The sequence below is a fragment of the Symbiobacterium turbinis genome (assembly GCF_055383075.1).
This window is the reverse complement of sequence record NZ_AP042433.1, coordinates 3,104,913-3,125,864: the sequence shown is the minus strand read 5'-3', so window position 1 is coordinate 3,125,864 and position 20,952 is coordinate 3,104,913. Positions and strand designations below refer to the sequence as shown.

The following is a 20,952-nucleotide window of genomic DNA, read 5'->3' as shown; positions in this document are numbered from 1 at the left end:
CTCAGGGCAGCCGGGCGACGGCGGTGGTGCCGTCGAACCGCAGCGCATCGCGCGCCATGATCCGGGCGGGGGGCGGCAGCTGGTCCGGCGCCACCCATGCGTACGCCTCGTGTTCGTGGGAGAGCCGGATCGGCTGCCCCTCCAGCCGGCAGCGAAACACCCCGACGTAGGCGGCCGACCGTTCCACGTAGTACATACCCGTCAGGGCTTCCACCACAACATCCACACCCAGCTCTTCCCGGCACTCACGGCGGACGCCCTCGTCCAGGTGCTCGCCGGCCCCCAGCCCGCCGCCGGGCAGCATCCACACGTCTGCGTAGCGCGACCGCAGCACCAGCACGCGCCCGGCATCGTCCGGGATCACCGCGTGGGCGGCCACCTTGCGGGGATTCAGCTTCAGGAAGAGGTCGTAACCGACCGCGAGCGCAGTGCGCAAAGCCGCTGCCAATCTCATGCAGGCCCCTCCACCATGCTCTTGTACCCATCATACACCGAAAGGCGCCCCTCCGCTTCCCCCGGCTTATGTCATCACCCGCCCGCGGGGCATAGCATGGGAGTGGAGGTGTGCAGCATGCCTTATCGGCTGATGCGTGCAGTCGAGCCCATCGTTGCCCACGGACTGCGGGAGCTGCGGATGGAAGGTGCGAACCGTGAACATACGCTGCGCGAGGTCGCGCTGATGGGCGCCCTGGTGGGCATGGGGATGCCCGCCTCGCAGGCCATCCGGCTCGTGGAAGCCATGGAGCCGCAACTGCTGGGCATGCCGCGGGGCGAGGCCCGCGAGCCGGAGCACGCCGGTTACGGCGGCTATCCGGGCCAGGGCGGCTGGGGAAAGGGCTTCCCGGGGATGGGCTTTCCCGGAATGGGCTTCCCGGGCATGGGTTACCCCGGCATGGGCTATCCCGGAATGGGCGGCTGGGGAAAGGACGGTTTCGGCAAGGGCATGATGATGGGGCCGTGGGGCAAGATGCCGGGCGGTGCGCCCATGGGCTGGCCGCAGGACGGCCAGGATTATATGCAGGGCACGCAGCCCCAGCAGTGAGTCCCGGCCCCATTGAGGGGGGTTCGCCGCGGCACGGGCCGCAGCGAACCCCCCCAGTTTTTCCCTTAGTCCGGCCTATTCGACGGAGATCGAGCCCAGCCCGGTGCGCACGCGGATATCGACCTTCTGCTCGGCCTGGTCGTAGCCCTCGCTGTGGGCGATGACGTGCTTGTAGCCGAGGTTCCGCTCATCCAGTTCGTACACCATGTCGGAGCGGCTCACCGAGACGCTGCCCATTCCGGTGTGCGCGTCGATGAAGACGCCCACCGCCCGGCTCAGCCGTCCGGTGTCGATGGCGGCCGAGCCGTTGCCGGTCTTCAGCTGCATCCGCTCGGAGCGGCGGCCCATGGGGATCGCCCGCAGCGAGCCGTTGCCCGTGGTGGCCTCCAGGTCGGCCACGTCGCCGTCCACCTCCACCGAGCCGTTGCCCGACTTCAGGTAGAGGCGGTCGGCCGTCACGCCAAGCACGGTGATGCGGCCGTTGCCGCTCTTCGCGCTGCCCTCGGAGAGCGCGATCCCCTCGAGCCGGATGTGCCCGTTGCCCGTGCGCGTGTCCACGTGATAGGTATGCTCCCTGGGCAGGAACAGCGTGACGTGCACACCGACGTCCGTCCAGTCGAAGCGCCGGTCGGTCTCCAGGTGAAAGCCCGTCTCCGTGGCCGTCACCCTGTAGGCCTCCTCCGCCCGCCGACGGGCATCGTCCTCGCTGGCCCCCCGGGCCTTCACGAGGATCTGCGCCTTGTACCCCGGTTCGTCCCAGCCCCTCAGCTCCACGTGGCCGTTGCCGCTGAAGATCTTCAGCGGCACCCGGTCCGCAGTGAAGACCCCGCTGATCTCGGTGGGAAACTCGTACCGCTGCCCTTTGAAGTCGGTGAGCGCCCCCGTCACCCGCTCCACGACCTCCTCGAACAGGCTGGAGAGGCCGGAGGCCAGCGTCGCGGATGTCCCGCTGCGCCGGGACCCGGGCGGCGGGGAGGTTTCGGCGAAGGACTCCTCCTCCCGCTGTCCCTCCAGGGCCCGAAGCAGTTCCGCGCCCTCGGCGGCGGTAATCTTCTTATCTGCCACCATCTGCAGGATGAGCAGGCGTTCCTCCTGGGACATTCAATCAACCCTCCTCGTCTTCTCTTCCCTCTGGTCGCTGAGCTTCACGGTCACCCTGGCTGTCCTGCCCCTGGCCATGTCCAGCGAGTCGGCCAGGCGGCGAATCTGCCGGTAGGGCTCCCGCCGCTCCTGCTGCGCCAGCTTCTCCTCCACGGTCCGCACGGCCTCGTCGAGCGCGCGGTCGGCCTCCTCCAGGGACTGCCGCACCAGTTCACTCAGCCGCGCCCCCAGGTCGGCCCGCTCCGCCCGGGGGGCTGCCGTTCCGGCCGGGTCCGCCTGCGGTTCTCCGGCAGGGGCAGCGGTCTCCTCCAGGGCCCGGAGCAGGATGTCGGCCTCCTCGACCGAGATCTTGCCGCCGGCCAGCATCTGCAGGATCATCAGCCGTTCTTCGTTCACCGCTGCCACCCCCTCACAGGCTCTTCAGCGCCGCCACCGCTTCCTCGGCGGTGATCTCGCCGCGGTTCAGCCGGTCGAGCAGTTCCTTGCGCCGGGCCTGCTTCGCCCTGGCCTCCTCCTCCGCCGCGCTGCGGTCCACCCGGTAGCCCAGGGCCTCCAGCACCGCGTCGAGCCGGGCGCGCACCGTCGGGTACGACATGGAGAGCTCCCGTTCGACCTCCTTGATGTTCCCCCGGGCCCGCAGGAAGGTGATCACGAACTCCTGCTGCTCCGGCGTGAGCCGGGCGAACGGCGTCGCGTCGAACCGGCCCTCCAGCTTCGTGGCACAGTGGCCGCACTCCAGGCGCGTCACGGTCAGTTCCCCGCTGCAGACCGGGCACTGACTGGGCATTCGCCAGTTCCTCAACCCCATCACCTCACCCTTTCGTCAGTGCGATCCCTAAGTTAAAGCTGACCCTTAACTTTCCTAAAGCACCACCTTTACGTTGATGATATCCGCGAACCCTCATTCGTGTCAAGGCTGTTTATCAATGTTTTTGAGGGTCGTGTTTAACATTCGTGAAGGGCGACCTCAACAAGCCGGTACATACCTGTGCAGAATTCCGGGTCGTCCAAAGGATATCAGAGCTGGACGACGCAGAAAGGGAGGCGGTCAGGCTGCGGCGCGCACACGGGGCGATCCTCCTGCTGATCTGGGCTGTGCTGCTCCTGGGCGGCGCCTTCCGGCCGGCGGGCGCTGCACCGGAGGGGCCGCCGCGCCCCGCCGTCGGCCACCGGGCCCCGGCGCTGGAGCTGGCGGACCTCAGCGGCCGGCCGGTCAGCCTGGCCGACTATCAGGGCCGGGCGGTCTTCCTCAACTTCTGGGCCTCCTGGTGCGGGCCGTGCCGCGCCGAAATGCCGGAGATCGAGCGGCTCGCGGCGTCGCTCCCACCCGGAACCGCCCTCCTCACGGTCAACCTCACGGCCCGGGAGGCCAGCCCTTCGGCGCCGCTGGCCTACCTGGCCGAGCACGGGTACAGCTTCCCCGTCCTGCTGGACCCCGCAGACGAGGCCGGCGCCCGCTTCCAGGTGGCCTCCATGCCCACGAGCCTGTTCATCAGTCCTGAGGGCGTGATCACCGCCCGCGTGGCGGGGCCGCTGTCCTACCGGGCGATGCAGGAGTACCTGGCGGCAGCGGCTGCAAACCCGGCTGCCCCCCAGACCGGGCGCGGCCTGGGCAGCCTGCTGCCCGAGGCGGTCAGCCTCGGCCCGGCCGTCCTGCCCACGCGGGCGGTGTTCTGGCTGGCCGGCCTCCTGCTGGCCTACGTGCTGGCGGGACGCGCGGGGCCCGTGCCCGCAGTCGCGGAGTCCGCCCGCGACTTGGTGCTCAACCTGGCCGTCGGCGGCGCCTTCGGCGCGAAGCTGCTCTACGTGCTGCTGGATCCCAGCGCCTACGTGCGCAGCCCCGCGCTCCTGCTCACCTTCCCCTACGGCGCCCTGGCGCTGCCGGGCGCCCTGGCCGGCGGCCTGGCGCTGGGCCTCTGGGGGCTGCGCCGTGTGCCGGACTGGCTGCAGGTGTGGGATCGCACCCTGCCCGCTCTGCTGCTCGGCGTCGGGGTCGCCGCCCTGGGCTCGCCCGCGCCGTCCGAGTGGGCCCTGGGGCCGGCCCTCCTGGCTGCGGGGCTGCTGAGCCTCCTCGCCCAGACCCGTTCCGCCCCTGCTGCGGGGCAGGGGACGGTCACCGCCCTGCTGCTGGGCGCCCTCGCCGTGGCCCTTGCCGACCTGGCCCGCCCGTCGGGCGCGCCGGCCGGCGTGACCGCGGTGCAGCTGGCCGCCGCGCTGGCGGCCACGCTGGCCTGGCTCTGGTGGCGGCGGCGGGAGAAGGTCCCATAAAGCCGGAAAGAAGGGGAGCGTTCCCCTTCTTTCTTCATCTCATGGCTCCTGTTGTCAGGGCAGGACCACAAACTCGTAACCCTCGGCCCGGAGCGCCTCGATGATCAGCGGCACGGCCTCGGCGGTGTGCTTCATGGTGTCGTGCGCCAGGATGACCGAGCCCGGGTGGAGCTGATCCAGCACGTCGGCGACCACCTGGTTCGGGTCCTTATACCCGTCCACGACGCCCTCCCAGTCGAGCGAGCCGTTGCTCCAGTTGATCAGCTCCAGCCCCAGTTCGTCCAGGGTGGCGAGCAGCGTGTCGTTGTAGGCGCCGAAGGGCGGGCGGAAATACCTCGGCCGCTCGCCGGTCACCTCGGTGATCAGGTCGATCAGCGGCTGGATCTCTTCGATCTGCTCCTCGCGGCTCAGCTCGGTCATGTTGGGGTGGGTCATGGTGTGGATGCCGAGCAGGTGCCCTTCCTCGTGGATGCGCTTCAACAGCTCGGGGTGCTCCGCGGCGCCGTAGCCGGTGATGAAGAAGACCGCCTTCACGCCGGCCTCCTTCAGCCGGTCCAGCACCTCGGGCGTGTAGTTCGAGGGGCCGTCGTCAAAGGTGAGCATGGCCACTTTCTGCTGGACCGACGGGTCGCTGGGCACCAGCGGGTAGCCGATGCCGCTCGGCTTCCAGGTGACCGCAGGCAGCCCGGGATCGGTCGGGTGGTCGCCGGCCGCACCGCCGGGCTCGGCATCGGTCGGGTCGGCCGGGTCGGGCCAGGCGGCCGGATCAGCCGGATCGGCAGGGTCCTCCGGGTCTGCGGGATCCGCCTCTCCGCCGGGCTCCTCGGCCCCGGAGCCGGGGTCCGGCTGCGGATCGTCTGCCGGATCCGTGGAGGCAGGCGGCGTTGAACCGGGCGGGGTCTGGTTTGAGGCGGCGCCGCCGCAGCCGGCCAGCAGGACGGAGACAAACAGTGCCATGGCAACCCAGCGCTTATTCATCGTCATTCATACCCTTTCATCAGTAGAGTGTAGCAGTAGCGAATGCGGCGCCGCTCAGCGCATCGGGCCGCCCAGGGCCTCCTTCACCCGCTCCGCCAGCTCCCGGTTCAGGCCCGGAACCTGCGCCACCTCCTCCACCGTGGCCTCCCGGATGGCCTTCAGCGAGCCGAAATGCTGGAGAAGGGCCTTCTTTCGCTTGGGCCCGATGCCCGGCACCTCGTCGAGCCGGCTCTGCGTGCTCGCCCGTCGGTGAAGCTTGCGGTGATAGGTGATGGCGAAGCGGTGCGCCTCGTCCCGGAGACGCTGCAGCAGGAAGAGCGCCTGCGAACCCCGGGGCAGTTCGATCCAGCCCGGGCGGTCCTCCGCGCAGAGCCGCTCCTCCGCCTCGGCCAGACCGAAGGTGGGAATGTGGTCGACGCCCAGATCGCGCATCACAGCCCGGACGTAGGAGAGCTGGCCCTTGCCGCCGTCAATGATCAGCAGATCGGGAAAGTCGGCGAACTTGCCGCCGTACGCCGACCCGCCCTCAGCCACCCGACTCTCCTCCAGGTCCCTCACGCGCCCCTCGACCTGCGCGGCCCGCTCGGCGAGCCCCCGGCGGAAGCGGCGCGTGACGGCCTCGGCCATGTTGGCGAAGTCGTTGTTCTGGTCGACCTTCATCTTGAACCGCCGGTAGTCCGCCTTCTTGGGCTTGCCGCCCTCGAAGACCACCATGGCGGCCACAACCTGGGAGCCCTGCACGTGCGACACGTCGAAGCACTCGATGCGGTGGGGCAGCCGCGGCAGGTCCAGGGCCTCCTGCAGCTCGTGCAGCGCGCCCTCGGTCGCGGCCAGCTCCAGCTCACGCTGCTGTTTGCGCTCGGCCATGGCCTCCTGCGCGTTCTGCTCCACCATCTCCACCAGCCCGCGCTTTTCACCCCGCTTCGGGCGGCGCAGCACCACCCGCGAGCCCCGTTTGGCCGAGAGCCACTCCGTGATCACGTCGGCCTCCGGAATCTCCTCGCTGACCAGAATCTCCTTCGGCACGAAGTCCGTCTGGCTGTAATGCTGCTGGATGAAGGCGGCGAGGATCTCGCCTCCCGTCATCTCATCGGCTCCCGACATGATGAACTGATCGCGCCCCACCAGCTTCCCCTGCCGGACGAAGAAGACCTGCACGCCGGCCTCGTCGTACAGCCGTGCATAGGCGATGGCGTCCAGGTCCACCATGGTGTGCGCGATGATCTTCTGCTTCTCGGTCACCTTCTCGATGGCCCTGATCTGGTCGCGCAACTCGGCGGCCCGCTCGAACTCCAGCCGCTCCGCCGCCTGCTCCATGCGGGCGTGAAGGCGGGCCACCACGTCCTGCGTGCGGCCCTCCAGGAAGGCCTGCAGGTCGCGCACCGCCTCGGCATACGCCTCGTGGCGGTCGAAGTCAGGCAGGCACGGGGCCAGGCAGCGGCCGATGTGGTACTGCAGGCACCCCCGCGGATACCGGGCGGGGTCACTGCAGGTGCGCAGCGGAAACAGCCGGCGGGCCAGCTTCATCGTCTCCCACATGGCCTGGCTGCTGGTGTAGGGGCCGAAGTAGCGGGAGCCGTCCTTCTTCATCGAGCGGGCCACCACCAGCCGCGGCCACTCTTCGGTCAGGGTCAGGCGCAGATAGGGGTAGTGCTTGTCATCCCGCAGGCGGATGTTGAACTTGGGCTTGTGCTTCTTAATCAGGTTAGACTCCAGAACCAGCGCCTCAGTTTCCGTATCCGTCACGATGTGCTCGATCTCCACAATCTGGCTGACCATCACGAGCACCTTGGCCGTCAGGTTGCGGGACGACTGGAAATACTGGCGCACACGGTTCTTCAGGTTCCGTGCCTTTCCCACATAGATGATGCGGCCGGAGGCATCCTTGAACAGGTAGCAGCCCGGCCGGTCCGGCAGCAGCTTGATCTGCTCCTCCAGGCCCAAGCGCACTCACCTCCCCTGTCCCTATAGTTTAGCATCCGCCGCCACAGAAAAGGCCCCGCCGGAGCGGGGCGACCGGATCCAACTCAGCGCAGGAGCGTGATCTCCTGCGACGACCAGCGCAGGTCGGTCACAGCCGGCCGGCCGGCCTCTGACCGTGCCACCGGGACCACCACGGCGACCCAGGTGCGGTCGATGTCCGCCCAGCGCCCCGGCGAGAGGGCCACCTGGCGCACAGCGGGCCGGGCCGGCGCGATCACGAACCAGAGGGCGCCCACCGCGAGGGCAGCGACCACCACCTGGCGGAGGCCGAAGGCGCGACGGCGGGCCGCACGCGCTGTCCGCCCCAGCCGGTCACGATCCAGTTCCCGCTCGATGCGCTCCCACAAATCCGGCGGCGGCACCACACGCGCCGCCTCCGAACGCAAGACATCCCGAATCGTCCGTTCGTTGACGCGCATGGTCTCACTCCTCGCAGGGCACAAGCGACGTCTTCGACAGGCGGTGGTAGGACAGGGCGATCAGGTCCGGCCTGCCCATCTGGCGCGCCATCTGGTGGCGCAGCAGTTCCCGCGCCCGGTGCAGCCGCGACTTCACCGTACCGGGCGGGCAGCCGATCACGGCCGCGATCTCGGTATCGGAGAACTCGTGAAAGTACTTCAGAACGATCACAGACCGGTGGACGGGGTCCAAGCGGCCGATCGCGACATGCAGAAGGTGGCGCTCCTCACTGTCGAGCACGGCCTCTTCCGGCTGCCAGGCGCGCTCGACCCGGTCGCGCTGATGCTCCTGGCTCGCGCCCGGCGCAGGGTCCAGCTCTTCCTTGATCTTGCGCCGGCGCAGAAGGGTGATCGCCTCGTTCACGGCGACTCGGTAGAGCCAGGACTTGAAGCTCGACCGAAACTGAAACTTGGCGATGGAGCGGAAGACCTTCAGGAAGGTCTCCTGCACCACGTCCTGCGCCAGGGTCGAGTCCCGCACCACTAGGTAGGCGAAGCGAAACACATCGTCGCGGTAGAAGGTGAACAGCTCCTCGAACGCCTCTCGATCTCCCGTCTGGCAACGCTCAATCAAATCCAGTTCCGCGTCAAGCACGGGCTCCAACTCAGCGATGGCCGCTCACCTCCCCGTCACGTACACATATAACTTACTATACCACGATACTTCCTATGTCCGAAAGGCCCCGGCGCGGAAAGAGGTTGTTCCTAGTTCTCCGCGCCAGAGCCTTTTTCCTGCTAGTGCTGCAGTTCGTAACGCCCGTCCACCCACTCGAAGAAGTAGACACGCGCCGCCTGGTTCTCCCCCGTGGCCGGATCGAAGCTGATCCGCGTCGACCAGCCCTTCAGCCCCCGGGTCGCCCGCACCCGCTCGGCCAGCTCGGCCCGGTCCGGCACCTGGCCCGGATGCGCCTCGCCGTAGCTCACCAGCGCTTCCAGAATGACCCGTGCCGCATCGTACCCGAACATGCCGTAGCCGCGCGTCGGCTTGCCCAGAATGGCCTCGAAGTGGCGCATGAACCGGGCGTCGTTCCCCTGGGTGAAGTGGGCGAAGTAGATGTCCCGCCAGCCGGAGCCTTCCGTCCTCTCGAACGCGGGGTTGTAGAGTTCGACGCCGCCGATGACGGGCAGGTCAACGCCCGCCTGGCGCAGGGCCGTTACCGCCTGGTAGCCGGTCTGGCTGTTGCCGGCGTAGAAGAGCGCGTCGGGCGCGTACGCCCTCACGGCTGCCGCCAGGGCGGAACCGTTCACCTGACCGGACACGACGACGCGGCCCGCGACCGGAAGGCCCATGATCTCCGCCGCGGTGGTGAACGAGGCCGCCCGCCGCTCGGCCTCCTCGCTGCCGTCAAGCAGCAGCAGGATGGCGCCGACATTCAGCCTGGCCCTGGCAAAGGCCGCCGCGGCCGAATCGAGCCGGGCCTGGTGCGCCACCAGCCGGTTGACGTGCGGCCAGCCGGCCTGCAGCAGGTCCTCCGCACGGGCCGTGGGCGCGACCAGCACGAGCCCGCTCTCGCTCAGCGCCTCCGCCAGCGCCCGGGTGGCCTCGCTGGTGAAGCTGCCCACCACCCCGATCACGCCCGGATCGTACGCCAGGCTCCGGGCATGTTCGGCGGCCACCTCAGGCTGCCCCTGGTCGTCGTACCGGGCCAGCGACACCTGGTAGCCGGCCTTCAGCAGGTCGGCCTCCATGTCCCGCAGCGCCAGTTCGACGCCGCTGGCCAGGTCGATGCCCCAGGCGCCGTGGGCGCCTGACAGCGGGGCCACCGCCGCCAGGACCACCGGCGTCGCGTCGCCCGCGGGCACCTCGCCGCACCCGGAAGGCAGCGGCTGCTGCGCCCACTGGGCGATGAGCCGGGCGACCTCGCCGGCGATGGGAATCGCGTAACCCAGGCCGTTATCGGACCCGGCGGTGACGATCCCGACCACCTCGCCGGTCGCGGGATCCAGCAGCGGGCCGCCGCTGGAGCCGTGCGTCACCTCGGCCCCCCGGAAGACCACCAGATCGGCGTAGTAGCGCCCCTCGATGCGACGGGCGTGGCCCGTCTCGACGACCTCCGCCGGCAGCACGGACTTGCTCGGGCTGCCCTTCGTGCGCCCCCAGGCGTAGACCGGCTCGCCGGCCTTCACACTCCGGTCGGAAAGCGAAAGGACATCGGGCCACCTGGCCATGGTCGGCACCGTGATCAGGGCGACGTCGCGGTTGCGGTCGGACCCCGCCACGCTGCCCTGGTGCGTGGTGCCGTTGTCGTCGATGACGGTCACGCACTCCCGGTGCCCCTCGACCACGTGCGCGTTGGTCACGATGTGGCCCCCGGTGTCGATGATGAATCCGGTGCCCACGCGGCTGCCCTGCTCGCCGCGCACGTGAATCGTCACGGTGGAGCGCAGGTAGCGCTCCAGCGGGGCCGACGGCTGCTCGCCCTGCGGCTGCTCCGGCTCGGGCCCGCCGGGCGTGCGGTTCGGGTCGGCCGGCTCGGCCGGCGCCGCCTCCTGCGGGTTCCAGGGCCACCGGCCCGCGTGCACGCGGAAGCCGCCCAGCACCCCGGTACCGAAGAATGCGATCAGCACCGCCGCAAAGACCCACACCGCCACCCGGCCGGCGGTCCGGCCGCGCCGCCGCGCGGGCGCGCCGGCCGCCGCCGCCTTCAGCGGCGTGCCGCAGCTGTCGCAGTAGTTGGCGGACGACGAGACGGCCGCTCCGCAGTACGGGCACCTGCTGGAGTTCTTCACCAGTCCTCTCTCCTGTCTGCCGCTGGGCGCGGCCCCTCAATCAGTTCGAGCCGAAGGCCGGCCCCACCTGCCGCTCAGTCGGTTCCCGCTGCGGCCTCCAGCGGCGCGCCGGCCCGCTGCCGCGCCATGTGCCGCTTCAGGAAGATGCCGGTGTAACTGTCGGGGTTCTCGCACACGGCCTCCGGGGTGCCCTCGGCCACCACGCGGCCGCCGCGTTCGCCCCCCTCCGGACCCAGGTCGATGATCCAGTCCGCCTGCTTCACCACGTCCAGGTTGTGCTCGATGATCAGCACCGTGTTGCCGGCATCCACCAGCCGCTGCAGCACTTCCAGCAGCCGGTGCACGTCGGCGGTGTGCAGACCGGTGGTGGGCTCGTCCAGGATGTAGATCGTGCGGCCGGTCGCGCGCCGGGAAAGCTCGGTGGCCAGCTTCACCCGCTGGGCCTCGCCGCCGGAAAGGGTGGTGGCCGGCTGGCCCAGCCTGATGTAGCCGAGCCCCACGTCCTGCAGGGTCTGCATCTTCCGGTAGATGCGGGGCAGCGGCCGGAAGAACTCCACCGCCTCGTCGACCGTCATGTTCAGGATGTCGGCGATGGTCTTCCCCTTGTAGCGCACCTCCAGCGTCTCCCGGTTGTACCGCGCGCCCTTGCAGACCTCGCAGGGCACGTAGACATCGGGCAGGAAGTGCATCTCGATCTTGATGATGCCGTCGCCCTTGCAGGCCTCGCAGCGGCCGCCCCGTACGTTGAAGGAGAAGCGGCCCGGCTTGTAGCCCCGCATCTTCGCCTCCGGGGTCTGCGCCATCAGCTCGCGAATCAGGTCGAAGACCCCGGTGTAGGTGGCCGGGTTCGACCGGGGCGTGCGGCCGATGGGCGACTGGTCGATCTCAATCACCTTGTCCAGGTGCTCCAGCCCTTCCACCGCCCGGTGCCTGCCGGGCCTGGTGCGGGCGCGGTTCAGGTCGGCCGCCAGCCGCTTGTAGAGGATCTCGTTGACCAGGGTCGACTTGCCGGAACCCGACACGCCGGTCACCACGGTGAGGGTGCCCAGGGGGATCCGCACGGTGATGTCCTTCAGGTTGTTCTCCGCGGCCCCGTGCACGACCAGCCACTTGTCGTTGGGCTTTCGCCGCTCCGCCGGAATCGGGATCTGCCGCCGGCCGGAGAGGTAGGCGCCGGTGAGCGACTCGGGGGTGTTCAGAATGCGCTCCACCGGGCCCGAGGCGACGATGCGGCCGCCGCCCTCGCCCGCGGCCGGCCCGATGTCGACGACCCAGTCGGCCGCCAGGATCGTGTCCTCGTCGTGCTCGACGACGATCAGGGTATTGCCCAGATCCCGCAGGTGTTTCAGCGTCTCAATCAGCCGCGCGTTGTCCCGCTGGTGAAGGCCGATGGAGGGTTCGTCCAGGATGTAGAGCACGCCGACCAGGTGCGAGCCGATCTGCGTGGCCAGCCGGATCCGCTGCGCCTCGCCGCCCGACAGGGTCCCCGCCGGCCGGTCGAGGGTCAGGTAGTCCAGACCGACGTTGATCAGGAAGCCCAACCGCGCGTCGATCTCCTTCAGGATCTGCGCGCCGATGGCCCGCTCCTTCTCTGTCAGGGCCAGGCGGCCCAGGAAGTCGCGCATCGCGGCCACGTCCATGGCCGTCATCTCGGAGATGGAGAGCCCGCCCACCTTCACGGCCAGCGACTCCGGCTTCAGCCGCGCGCCGCCGCAGGCCGGGCAGGGCCGGCTGGTCATGTACTGGCCCAGGTGCTCCCGGATCGCCTCGCTGGAGGTCTCCCGGTGCATCCGCTCCAGCTGCCGGATCGCGCCCTCGAACGTCACCTCATACCACTTGCGCTGCCCGTACATGTTCTCGTACTCGAAGCGGACCTTCTCCTCGGGCCAGCCGTAGAGCAGTACCTCCTGGAACCGGGGATCCTGCTGGTTCAGGGGCACATCCTTCCGGATGCCCAGCTGCCGGCAGAGCGCGTCCAGCTGGTGGAGGAACCACTGCTGGCTGGATGTCGCCCAGGGGATGAGCGCGCCTTCATCGAGGGACAGCGACGGGTCGAGGATGCAGCTCCGGGTCGAACTCCGTCTGGAAGCCCAGACCCGTGCAGACCGGGCAGGCGCCGAAGGGCGAGTTGAAGGAGAAGCTGCGGGGCTGCGGCTCGTCGATGGAGACGCCGCAGTCGGGGCAGGCGAAATTCTGGCTGAACAGCAGTTCCTCGCCGCCGACCACGTCGATCGTGACGATGCCGCCGGTCAGTCCCGCGGCCGTCTCCAGCGAGTCGGCCAGCCGGCGCGGGATGTCCGGCCGGATCACCAACCGGTCCACCACCACCTCGATGGTGTGCTTGCGGTTCTTCTCGAGCTTCGGCGCCTCGTCGGCGACGTCCATCACCTGGCCGTCGACCCGCATGCGCACGTGGCCCCCGCGCCGGATCTGCTCGAACACCTTCTGGTGCTCGCCCTTGCGGCCCCGCACCAGCGGCGCCAGCACCTGGATGCGGGTTCCCTCATCCATCTGCATCAGCGTGTCGACCATCTGGTCCACCGTCTGCTGGGCGATGGGCTGGCCGCACTTGGGGCAGTGCGGCCGGCCGATGCGGGCGTAGAGCAGCCGCAGGTAGTCGTAGATCTCGGTCACCGTGCCCACGGTGGACCGCGGGTTGCGGGAGGTCGTCTTCTGGTCGATGGAAATGGCCGGCGAGAGCCCCTCGATGGAATCCACGTCGGGCTTGTCCATCTGGCCCAGGAACTGGCGCGCGTAGGCAGACAGCGACTCCACGTAGCGCCGCTGGCCCTCCGCGTAGATGGTATCGAACGCGAGGGACGACTTTCCGGACCCTGAGACGCCGGTGAACACAATCAGCTTGTCCCGGGGAATCTCCAGGTCGATGTTCTTCAGGTTGTGCTGACGTGCACCCCTGATCACGAGCCGGTCCTTTGACACAACCAAACGCCCCCCACAGCAGTCTCAACATTAGATCTTACCACAGCAGGCGCGCGTGTGGCGCCAGGTAAATCATACCCCGCCGAACGCCTGTTTGCAACACCGCGTATGTTCGGTTCTGTGCTATAATATAAGGGTTAGCGTCCGGGCGGGAGGATTTGCGTCCCCGGACGCGGCCAGACTAATGGAAGGGGGCGAGACGTGTGGTGCCCCATGGAGGTATGGATACGGCAGACGCGAATCTGATCGAAGTGATTGACAGCCGGGGGCGCACCCTCACCCCCTGCAGGCGCAAGGTGGCCGACCGGGAGGTCAGGCTGGGCCGGGCCAAGTGGATCGGCCGCAGCCGCATCCGGCTGCGCTTCGACCCCTTCGCCTACCGGTACATCCGGCTGAAGGTGCTGGCCCGCGACCGCTACACCTGCTACTGGTGCGGGCGGCCGGGCTTCACGATGGACCACGTCATCCCCTGGTCCAAGGGCGGGCGCACGACCATGGCCAACTGCATCTGCGCCTGCGAGGAGTGCAACGGCCGGCGGGGCGACATGGACGCTGCGGAGTTCGCCCGCCAGATGGGCCGCCCGGCGCCCGTTCCCGAGCTGATCCTGTCGGGCCGCCACCTGTCCGCCAGCGCCGCCGCGCTGGCCGACCCGGAGCCGGTGCCCGCCGACCAGTCGGGCCCGGCTGCGCGTTTCCGGTACGCCCGCCTGGTGCGGCTGCTCCAGGCGGAGCCCGTCAGCCGGAAGTCGCTCTACTGAAGTGGCTCCACGGATCTTCTCCTCTAATATTGCACACAGGCCGGGCTGCCAGCCCGGCCTGCATTTCTGTGCTGTGGACGCTCAGCCCCAGTCCTCGGCCCACTGCTGGACGGCGGCCAGGATGGGCTCCATCGCCTGCCCCTTCGGCGTGAGGGAGTAAACCACCCGAACGGGCACCTCGGGAAAGACCTCCCGGGTGACGAGCCCCTCCGATTCCAGCTCCTTCAGCCGTTCGGAGAGCAGCCGCCCGCTCACGGGAATCGCCGACTCAATCTCGGAAAACCGCTTCGGGCCGCTCAGCAGCGTCCACAGAATCAGGCCCGTCCAGCGCTTCCCCAGCAGGTGAATGGCGCGCTCGAACTTCGGGCAGAGCTGGAAATCAGCCATGGCTCATCACCTCCTCGTTCGTATTATAACAGAAGGAGTTCCCTTGACAACAGCAACTACCCTTCATATACTTAGTTACAAATCGTAAGCAGGCTAACCGAAATCGAAAAAAGGAGGGCTGTCCATGCAGCCTGCGATCTTCGCTGCACACGGCTCGCCGATGCTGGCCCTGGAAGAGAACGAGTACACCCGCGCCCTCCGGGCGCTGGGCGAGCAATACAGCCCGCGCGCCATCGTGGTGTTCACCGCACACTGGGAGACCGACCCGCAGATGATCAGCGACGTGGCCTACTATGGCACCATCCACGACTTCGGCGGCTTCCCGCCGGAGCTGTACCGCATGCAGTACCCGGCGCAGGGCGACGCCGCCACGGCCGCGCGCATCGCCGATCTCCTGAAGGAAGCGGGCGTTCCCTTCGACGTGGACCGGCATCGGGGCCTCGACCACGGGGCGTGGGTGCCCCTGAAGCTGATCTACCCCGAGGCCACCGTGCCGGTCGTGCAGATGTCGGTGAACCCCTGGGCGCCGCCGGCGGAGCAGTACCGCATCGGCCAGGCCCTGGCCCCGCTGCGCCGCGAAGGGGTCATGATCCTCGCCAGCGGCGGCACCATCCACAACTTCCGCACGATTCGCTGGGACGATCCGCCGGAGGCGGACGCCTGGGCCGTCGCCTTCGACGACTGGCTCCTGGAGCGCATCGCCGGGTGGGACCTGCCGGCGCTCTTCGACTACGAACAGCAAGCCCCCGGCGCCCGTCTCGCGGTGCCGCCGGGGGGCAACGAACACTTCATTCCGCTCTTCTACGCACTCGGGGCGGCCGACGACCAGCGCACCGTGCGGGAGCTGCACCGCAGCTACCGCTACGGCAACCTCAGCCACGCCCTCTGGCAGTTCGGGGGCTGATTCCTATGGCGCCAGCCTGATCCACGGGTTCCCCGGCGTCGGATCGACGGTGAACAGCCGGGGGGCCCGGGGCGTGCCGGCGCTGATGTACGGGATGCCCTCCACCCGGGTCACAGCCGGGATGACGCCGTCGGCGCTCAGGTAGGCGGTCGCCTTCCCGGACCGCTCCTCGAAGGCCGTCAGCCGCTCCTGCAGGAGCTGCCCCTCCCGGGTGTCGGCGAAGTGGAGCGGGCTCTCCCCGCCCACCACAACCACCTGGCGGATCGCCGTGGCCTGCTCGGTCAGGTAGAGCAGGGCATCCAGCCCCTCCCATTGGTGGAAGGCGGTGGACCGCAGCCCGCCCTGACCCGTGCCCAACAGGATGAACCGCACCCCGCCGGCGTCGAAGTAGCGCGCCGGCGGCGTCATTTCATATACCGGAATGTCCGCCGCGCCCAGGTCCGCCAGAATCGCCCGCACCGGCTCCCGCAGCCCGGCACTGACCAGGAAGAACGTCGGACTGCCCTCCAGGGCCTCCTGCACGGCGATCTCCGGCGCTGCCAGAGGCAGCTCGGCCAGCACTGCAAAGGACCAGCTCTCCTCACCGGCGGGCGCGGCCGGGTTCAGGATGGCGTCAGGCCCTTCGGGCTCGGGCTCCGGGACCTCAGGCATCGGCAGGGCCGACTTCACCGTCAGGTGGGCGAAGGCGAGCGTGCCGGAGTAGGACCGCGCGGCGTCGGTTTCCACCGGGTAGATCCGGTACAGGCTCAGGGGGTAGGCGGCGCCGGTGGGCACCGCCGCCTCCACGTATCGCCAGTCGGTCCAGTCCACCGCCGGGGCCAGGTCCACCGTGTGGCTGGCGCCGGCCGCGTCCTGCAGTACGGCCCGCAGCCAGGCCCCCTGCCCGTCGCCCTTCACCCACAGCCCGATACGGTCGGGCCGGCCGGGCAGGGGGATCGGCGTCACCGCCTGCAGGTAGGCGGCCCGGTTCCCCTCAGCAGGGCCGAAGGTGTAGTGCAGAGCCACGGCAGCGCCGCCGTCGGGACCCGCTGCCGGGGCCACCGATCCGATTACCTGCGCAGGGTGGCGTTCGAACGTCCACAAGGTCTGCTGGGCCAGGGCCTCCACAGGGGTCGTGCGCATGCCGGAGACGAAGGGAATGACGGCCTTGTGCCCCTGCACCGATACGGTGATCAGCCCGGAGCCCGCTGCGACCGGGACGGCCCGCACGGCGCTGCCCTCCCGCTCAAGCCGGACGAGGTTCTCGTCGTACTCCAGGTCGAGATCGGCGGCGTCGATCACCGACTTGTAGCCGTCGGCATCGTAGCCGACGACGGTGAAGGTTCGCCCGCCCTCATCGAGCAGGGCCAGGCCGCCCGGGACCTGCGGCTCGATCCGGGCCAGCGGCCCCAGCACGCGGAGCTGCAGGTCTGCGGTCAACCCCTCCGCCGAAACCGTAACGGTTGCCTTCGCGCCCGGTGCCACGGGCTGTGAACCGGCCCCTTGCACCGCCGTATACCGGCCTTCCGGCGCCATCGCGCCCGGCCCCTGCAGCCCCCACCGGGGCTGCTTCACGTCTACAGCCTCGTACTGTTCATCGAAGGCCCGCACCGCAAACGTGCGGGAGAGCCCGGGGAATACCCGCGGATCGCCGTCAATCTGCAGGTGGTGCGCCCGCCCCGACCCGGGCATGGCGAACAGGCCGATGCCGTTGGGAATGCGCCGCTGAGCCGCAGCGGGGAGGTTGAGCACACTCAGGGGCTCGCCGGGGCGGCGGGCCACCATGGTGGCCGAGCCGCCGCCGTCCAGCTCCAGCGCGTCGGCCGCGCCGCACGCTTTCATGAGCTCAGCCAGTTCAGCCAGGGTCGCCCCGGCGCTCCGGGACGAGTCGCCCTCGACGGTAAGCAGGTACATGCGGGAGCCGTCGGCGGAGAAGCCAATGGCCGAGCGGGGGCGGCGAGCGGAATTGTCTAGGTCAGGCACCACGGCGCCCTCCCGGACCAGGTGGTTCTGCCCGCCCACGGCCCACGCCACCGCCGGGCTGGGTCGGTACGACACGTCCACCGGATCTCCGGGCTTCAGGGCGTCGAGAAACCTGGCCGCATCGCCCGTGCCCACGAGGATGAAGCCATCTTCCGGCACGGGGTCGCCGTTCACGCGCGCGTTGATCGCCACGACCCGCCCCGCGCGCACCAGCACCTCCCGCCCCTCTTCCGCATCCCCCATGGCCCAGGGCCGGTCAATGGTCCAGAGCGGGGTGAAGATGCCCAGGCCGCCCTCGGGCACCACCGGCGTGTTGACCACGGTGAGGGGGTGCTCGCCGTAGGGCGTCGTGACGGTGCCTTCCAGCGCCACCGTCGCCAGCCGGCCGATGCGGTCCTTCCCCACCAGTGCGCCGTTGGGCCAGTCGGGCAGCGGCGACTGCAGGTACTCCCCGCCCCGCACGACGGTGCCCAGGGCGATGCCGCTGCCGCCCATCGCGAAGAAGTCGCCGTTGATGGCGGCCACCGCCCCGGCCCGGGCGGCCATCTCCAGCAGCGGCTCCCGCTCGGTCACGCCGGGCGCGGTGAGCACGTCGGAGATCAGGGTCGGGTGGGACAGGTCGGCGGTGAGCAGCCAGCCGTTCACCCAACCGTGGGGGTAGAGCCGCTCGAAGTGGGTCAGGGTCAGCCCCTGGGCGACGGGGGTGATCTCGTGGCGAGCGCTCACATAGCTCGGGGGGAAAGTATCGTAAGGCGCCGCGGCGGCGGGCGCCGCCAGGGCCGCCGCCAGCACCGGGATCATGAGCCAGGCCATCCTCTTCATGTAGGTGGTTTCCTCCTGGACGGGTATTCTGTAACCTGTAACCTTTGACGGTGCCAGGAGTGAACCGGTTTCCGCAGAAGCTTGCAGGAACTGGGGGGAATGGTTGCCAGTGGCCGTACCGGGCTGCATGCGGGCGCCACACGGGCGCAAATGCCAGACCCGCCAAAAACAGGGGACCAGGGCGGTGACGGCCCTGGTCCCACAGGTCCATATGATCCGGAGCCACCCCAGACCGGCGCGGCTACGGCATCGACTTGATCCAGTCTGCGATGGCGTCGATCACATACTCAGGCACGTTGGCCGGAACCATGTACTCCGCCAGGGTGCTGATCTCACCCTCACCCTCGGTAAACACATGGTTCAGCTTCGGGAAGAGCTGGAATGTGACGTTCGTCCTCCCGGAGAGGTCGGCCTGGAAGCTCTCGTACTCGGACACCGGCACCTGGAAATCCCGGGCCCCGTGCAGGAAGAGCACCGGCTGCTCCTGCTCCTTCAACAGCTCCGACGCCTTGGGCACCAGGTCGTGCCAGTAGTGCGGCGTGCCCAACAGATAGCCCACGGGCGGATTGTCCGGGTCGAAGTCGGGATCGCGCAGGATCTCCAGCTGCGCCTCGATGAACACCAGCTGCTCGGGCGGCAGCTGCCCGGTCTCGACCATGATTTGGTTCTGCGCCCAGATGGTATCGAGCATGCTGTTGGCTGCCGCCATGGCGATGCCGCCCCGAATCAGACCGTCCTCATCCTGATCGAAGATGCGCGGCAGGACGACGCCGCCCAGGGAGTGGCCCAGCACGTAGATCTGGTCGGCGGCAATGCGCTGGTCGGCCGCCAGCAGGCGCACGGCGGCGAGCGCGTCCTCCACCGATTCCTCCTGCACCGTAAATGCAGGGTTGACGCCGAACTTCTGGGAGTGGACGAACGTGCGCTTATCGAACCGCAGCGTGGCGATGCCCTCGGCGGCCAGGCCGTGAGCCAGGTCGCGGAAGGGCTTCACCGCATACGCCGTCTCATCCCGGTCGCTGGGGCCCGAGCCGTGGACCAGCACCACCGCGGGGAAGGGACCCTCACCGGCCGGCAGGGTCAGCGTACCGGGCAGGGCCCAGGGGGCCTCGCCCACCACGACCTCCTCCTCCGTGAAGGCCGCCGGGTCCGCGTACGCAGGGGGGCCTGCCACCGCGAGCGGCATGTAGGTGTTCATGTGGAAGTCATCCACCAGGCCCTCGCCGTCGAAGCGGATGATCACCTTCTGCGGTGCGTTGGTGAAGGCCACGAGCATATCGACGTTGTAGTGCACCGCGGTGGCGCCGGCGCCCAACACCTGCGGGCGGCCGGGTTCACCCAGCGGCGCCAGGGAGACGGCCAGCTGCACCCAGGCCTCCTGCGGGATCGCCTCCCGGAGGGCCGGGCTGAGCTGCGCATTTACGGCGTCCAGGTCGTTGTGCATCAGGGCGTTTACCAGACGGAACGCCTTCAGCATGTAGGGGTCAACAACCGCCTTCTTTGCATCAGAATCCCAGGCGACCGGCAGGCCCAGCACCAGATCCATGAACGCCTGGGGCACCATGGTGCGGTCGTTGATGATCACAGCCTCGGCGCCGAGGGGAACGGCCTCTCCATCCACCAGCGCCTCGGTGTCGCCGATCCGCAGCGTGGCGGTCACGCCATCTTCCGTCACGAGGGTGACGATGCGGGTCTCGCCGTCCCACTCCACAGTCGCCCCCACTTCCTCGGCCAGGAACCGCAGGGGCACCAGGTCGGCTCCTGCCGCCCACGCGACCTCGGGAGCGATGGTCATCACCGCCAGCAGGCCGGCGGCCAGGCAGCGTCGCAGCCAACTATTCAAGCGCTTCAGGTGCACAAAACTCCCCCTTCCAGTATCGGCATACAGGGAGAGAATTCGTGCCGGTAAGGGACAAACCCTGCGTCGAAAAAAGCGGGCAGCCCGAAGGCTGCCCGCAGTGTTCCGTCTATCCCTCCTGTGCGATCTGGCGGAGGGCGTCGCGCAGGGGCTCGTAAGGCTGAGCCCCGACGATCTTATACCGGTCATTGACGATGAAGGTCGGCACGCTGCCCACGCCGTACCGGCCGGCTAGGGCCAGGTGCTCATCCAGCCGCTGCGCATACGACCCCGTCCGCACCGCACTGAGGGCCTTCTCGCGGTCGAGCCCGGCCGCCTCGGCGGCCTCGGCCAGCACCGCCTCGTCGTGCAGGTTCAGCCCCTCCACGAAGTAGGCCTGAAACAGGGGCAGAATCACCTGGTCCAGCCGCCCCTCGGCGCGCGCGTATTCCGCCAGCTGGTGCGCCCGGCCGGTGTTACAGATGAAGTCCGGCAGGTCCATCGGCAGCCCCAGGGTCTCCGCACGCGCTCTCAGTTCGGCGCGCATCATGTCCAGGCGGCCCGGCGGCATGCGGCCCCCGAAGTACTCCGCCGTCGACATGCCCTCCGGCGGGATCGCCGGGTTCAGCTGGAAGGGCATCCAGGTAACCTCTGGCTGCAGGTCGGGCTCCTGCTTCAGCTTCTCGACGAGTCCCTCGCCGATGTAGCAGAAGGGTCACACGAAATCGGAAAAGATGGTCAGCCGAATCGCCATGCGCATCTCCTCCCCTGCGGCCCGGACA

Annotated in this window: 17 protein-coding genes and 1 pseudogene; 4 read left to right on the top strand and 14 right to left on the bottom strand. The window is 69.1% G+C overall.

The window, feature by feature from the left end; all coding sequences use genetic code 11:
* Position 1: 1 nt before the first annotated feature.
* Positions 2-454, bottom strand: a complete 453-nt coding sequence (locus ACZ45O_RS14980) for an NUDIX domain-containing protein (protein ID WP_464854101.1) — start codon at positions 452-454, stop codon at positions 2-4.
* A 117-nt stretch (positions 455-571) separates the two neighbouring features.
* On the opposite strand from ACZ45O_RS14980, the gene ACZ45O_RS14975 reads away from it, so the two are divergent.
* Positions 572-1,042 carry a hypothetical protein gene (locus ACZ45O_RS14975; protein WP_464854100.1) on the top strand — a complete coding sequence of 157 codons (471 nt, stop codon included), beginning with the start codon at positions 572-574 and terminating at the stop codon, positions 1,040-1,042.
* 75 nt (positions 1,043-1,117) lie between these two features.
* Here ACZ45O_RS14975 and ACZ45O_RS14970 read toward each other — a convergent pair whose 3' ends face one another.
* Genes ACZ45O_RS14970 through ACZ45O_RS14960 form a run of 3 tightly spaced genes read right to left on the bottom strand, consistent with a single transcriptional unit; the run spans position 1,118 to position 2,930 of the window.
* Positions 1,118-2,143: a DUF4097 family beta strand repeat-containing protein gene (locus ACZ45O_RS14970; protein ID WP_464854098.1), complete on the bottom strand. Its 1,026-nt coding sequence runs from the start codon at positions 2,141-2,143 to the stop codon at positions 1,118-1,120.
* Positions 2,144-2,539 (bottom strand): SHOCT-like domain-containing protein, encoded by a 396-nt coding sequence (locus ACZ45O_RS14965; protein ID WP_464854097.1) that lies wholly within the window; start codon positions 2,537-2,539, stop codon positions 2,144-2,146.
* Between the two features lie 13 nt (positions 2,540-2,552).
* A complete protein-coding gene (locus ACZ45O_RS14960) occupies positions 2,553-2,930 on the bottom strand; it encodes a DUF2089 family protein (RefSeq protein ID WP_464854095.1) in 378 nt (125 codons plus the stop codon).
* Positions 2,931-3,097: 167 nt separating this feature from the next.
* On the opposite strand from ACZ45O_RS14960, the gene ACZ45O_RS14955 reads away from it, so the two are divergent.
* Positions 3,098-4,411, top strand: coding sequence for a TlpA family protein disulfide reductase (locus tag ACZ45O_RS14955; RefSeq protein WP_464854093.1), 1,314 nt, complete (start codon positions 3,098-3,100; stop codon positions 4,409-4,411).
* A 54-nt stretch (positions 4,412-4,465) separates the two neighbouring features.
* Here the strand turns inward: ACZ45O_RS14955 and ACZ45O_RS14950 are convergent, their stop codons facing one another.
* From ACZ45O_RS14950 to uvrA, 6 genes and pseudogenes are all read right to left on the bottom strand, one after another.
* A complete protein-coding gene (locus tag ACZ45O_RS14950) occupies positions 4,466-5,395 on the bottom strand; it encodes a polysaccharide deacetylase family protein (RefSeq protein ID WP_464854091.1) in 930 nt (309 codons plus the stop codon).
* A 48-nt stretch (positions 5,396-5,443) separates the two neighbouring features.
* Positions 5,444-7,333: an excinuclease ABC subunit UvrC gene (uvrC, locus tag ACZ45O_RS14945; RefSeq protein WP_464854090.1), complete on the bottom strand. Its 1,890-nt coding sequence runs from the start codon at positions 7,331-7,333 to the stop codon at positions 5,444-5,446.
* Between the two features lie 83 nt (positions 7,334-7,416).
* Positions 7,417-7,791 (bottom strand): hypothetical protein, encoded by a 375-nt coding sequence (locus tag ACZ45O_RS14940; protein ID WP_464854088.1) that lies wholly within the window; start codon positions 7,789-7,791, stop codon positions 7,417-7,419.
* A gap of 4 nt (positions 7,792-7,795) precedes the next feature.
* Positions 7,796-8,425 carry an RNA polymerase sigma factor gene (locus ACZ45O_RS14935; RefSeq protein WP_464857794.1) on the bottom strand — a complete coding sequence of 210 codons (630 nt, stop codon included), beginning with the start codon at positions 8,423-8,425 and terminating at the stop codon, positions 7,796-7,798.
* Between the two features lie 140 nt (positions 8,426-8,565).
* Positions 8,566-10,560 (bottom strand): ABC transporter substrate-binding protein, encoded by a 1,995-nt coding sequence (locus ACZ45O_RS14930; protein WP_464854086.1) that lies wholly within the window; start codon positions 10,558-10,560, stop codon positions 8,566-8,568.
* 74 nt (positions 10,561-10,634) lie between these two features.
* Positions 10,635-13,500: pseudogene (gene uvrA / locus ACZ45O_RS14925) on the bottom strand (excinuclease ABC subunit UvrA).
* 221 nt (positions 13,501-13,721) lie between these two features.
* On the opposite strand from uvrA, the gene ACZ45O_RS14920 reads away from it, so the two are divergent.
* Complete coding sequence (locus tag ACZ45O_RS14920) at positions 13,722-14,258, top strand: HNH endonuclease (protein WP_464854084.1); 537 nt, start codon at positions 13,722-13,724, stop codon at positions 14,256-14,258.
* 81 nt (positions 14,259-14,339) lie between these two features.
* Here the strand turns inward: ACZ45O_RS14920 and ACZ45O_RS14915 are convergent, their stop codons facing one another.
* Positions 14,340-14,645, bottom strand: a complete 306-nt coding sequence (locus ACZ45O_RS14915; RefSeq protein WP_464854082.1) for a winged helix-turn-helix transcriptional regulator — start codon at positions 14,643-14,645, stop codon at positions 14,340-14,342.
* 124 nt (positions 14,646-14,769) lie between these two features.
* On the opposite strand from ACZ45O_RS14915, the gene ACZ45O_RS14910 reads away from it, so the two are divergent.
* The gene (locus tag ACZ45O_RS14910) at positions 14,770-15,549 is read left to right on the top strand and encodes a DODA-type extradiol aromatic ring-opening family dioxygenase (RefSeq protein ID WP_464854081.1); all 780 of its coding nucleotides are present in this window, start codon (positions 14,770-14,772) and stop codon (positions 15,547-15,549) included.
* Between the two features lie 3 nt (positions 15,550-15,552).
* Here ACZ45O_RS14910 and ACZ45O_RS14905 read toward each other — a convergent pair whose 3' ends face one another.
* The 3 genes from ACZ45O_RS14905 to ACZ45O_RS14895 form a co-directional block, all read right to left on the bottom strand.
* Positions 15,553-18,333: a phosphodiester glycosidase family protein gene (locus tag ACZ45O_RS14905; RefSeq protein ID WP_464854079.1), complete on the bottom strand. Its 2,781-nt coding sequence runs from the start codon at positions 18,331-18,333 to the stop codon at positions 15,553-15,555.
* Positions 18,334-18,574: 241 nt separating this feature from the next.
* Complete coding sequence (locus ACZ45O_RS14900; protein ID WP_464854077.1) at positions 18,575-20,176, bottom strand: alpha/beta hydrolase family protein; 1,602 nt, start codon at positions 20,174-20,176, stop codon at positions 18,575-18,577.
* Positions 20,177-20,300: 124 nt separating this feature from the next.
* Positions 20,301-20,873 (bottom strand): DsbA family oxidoreductase, encoded by a 573-nt coding sequence (locus ACZ45O_RS14895; protein ID WP_464857792.1) that lies wholly within the window; start codon positions 20,871-20,873, stop codon positions 20,301-20,303.
* Positions 20,874-20,952 lie beyond the last annotated feature (79 nt).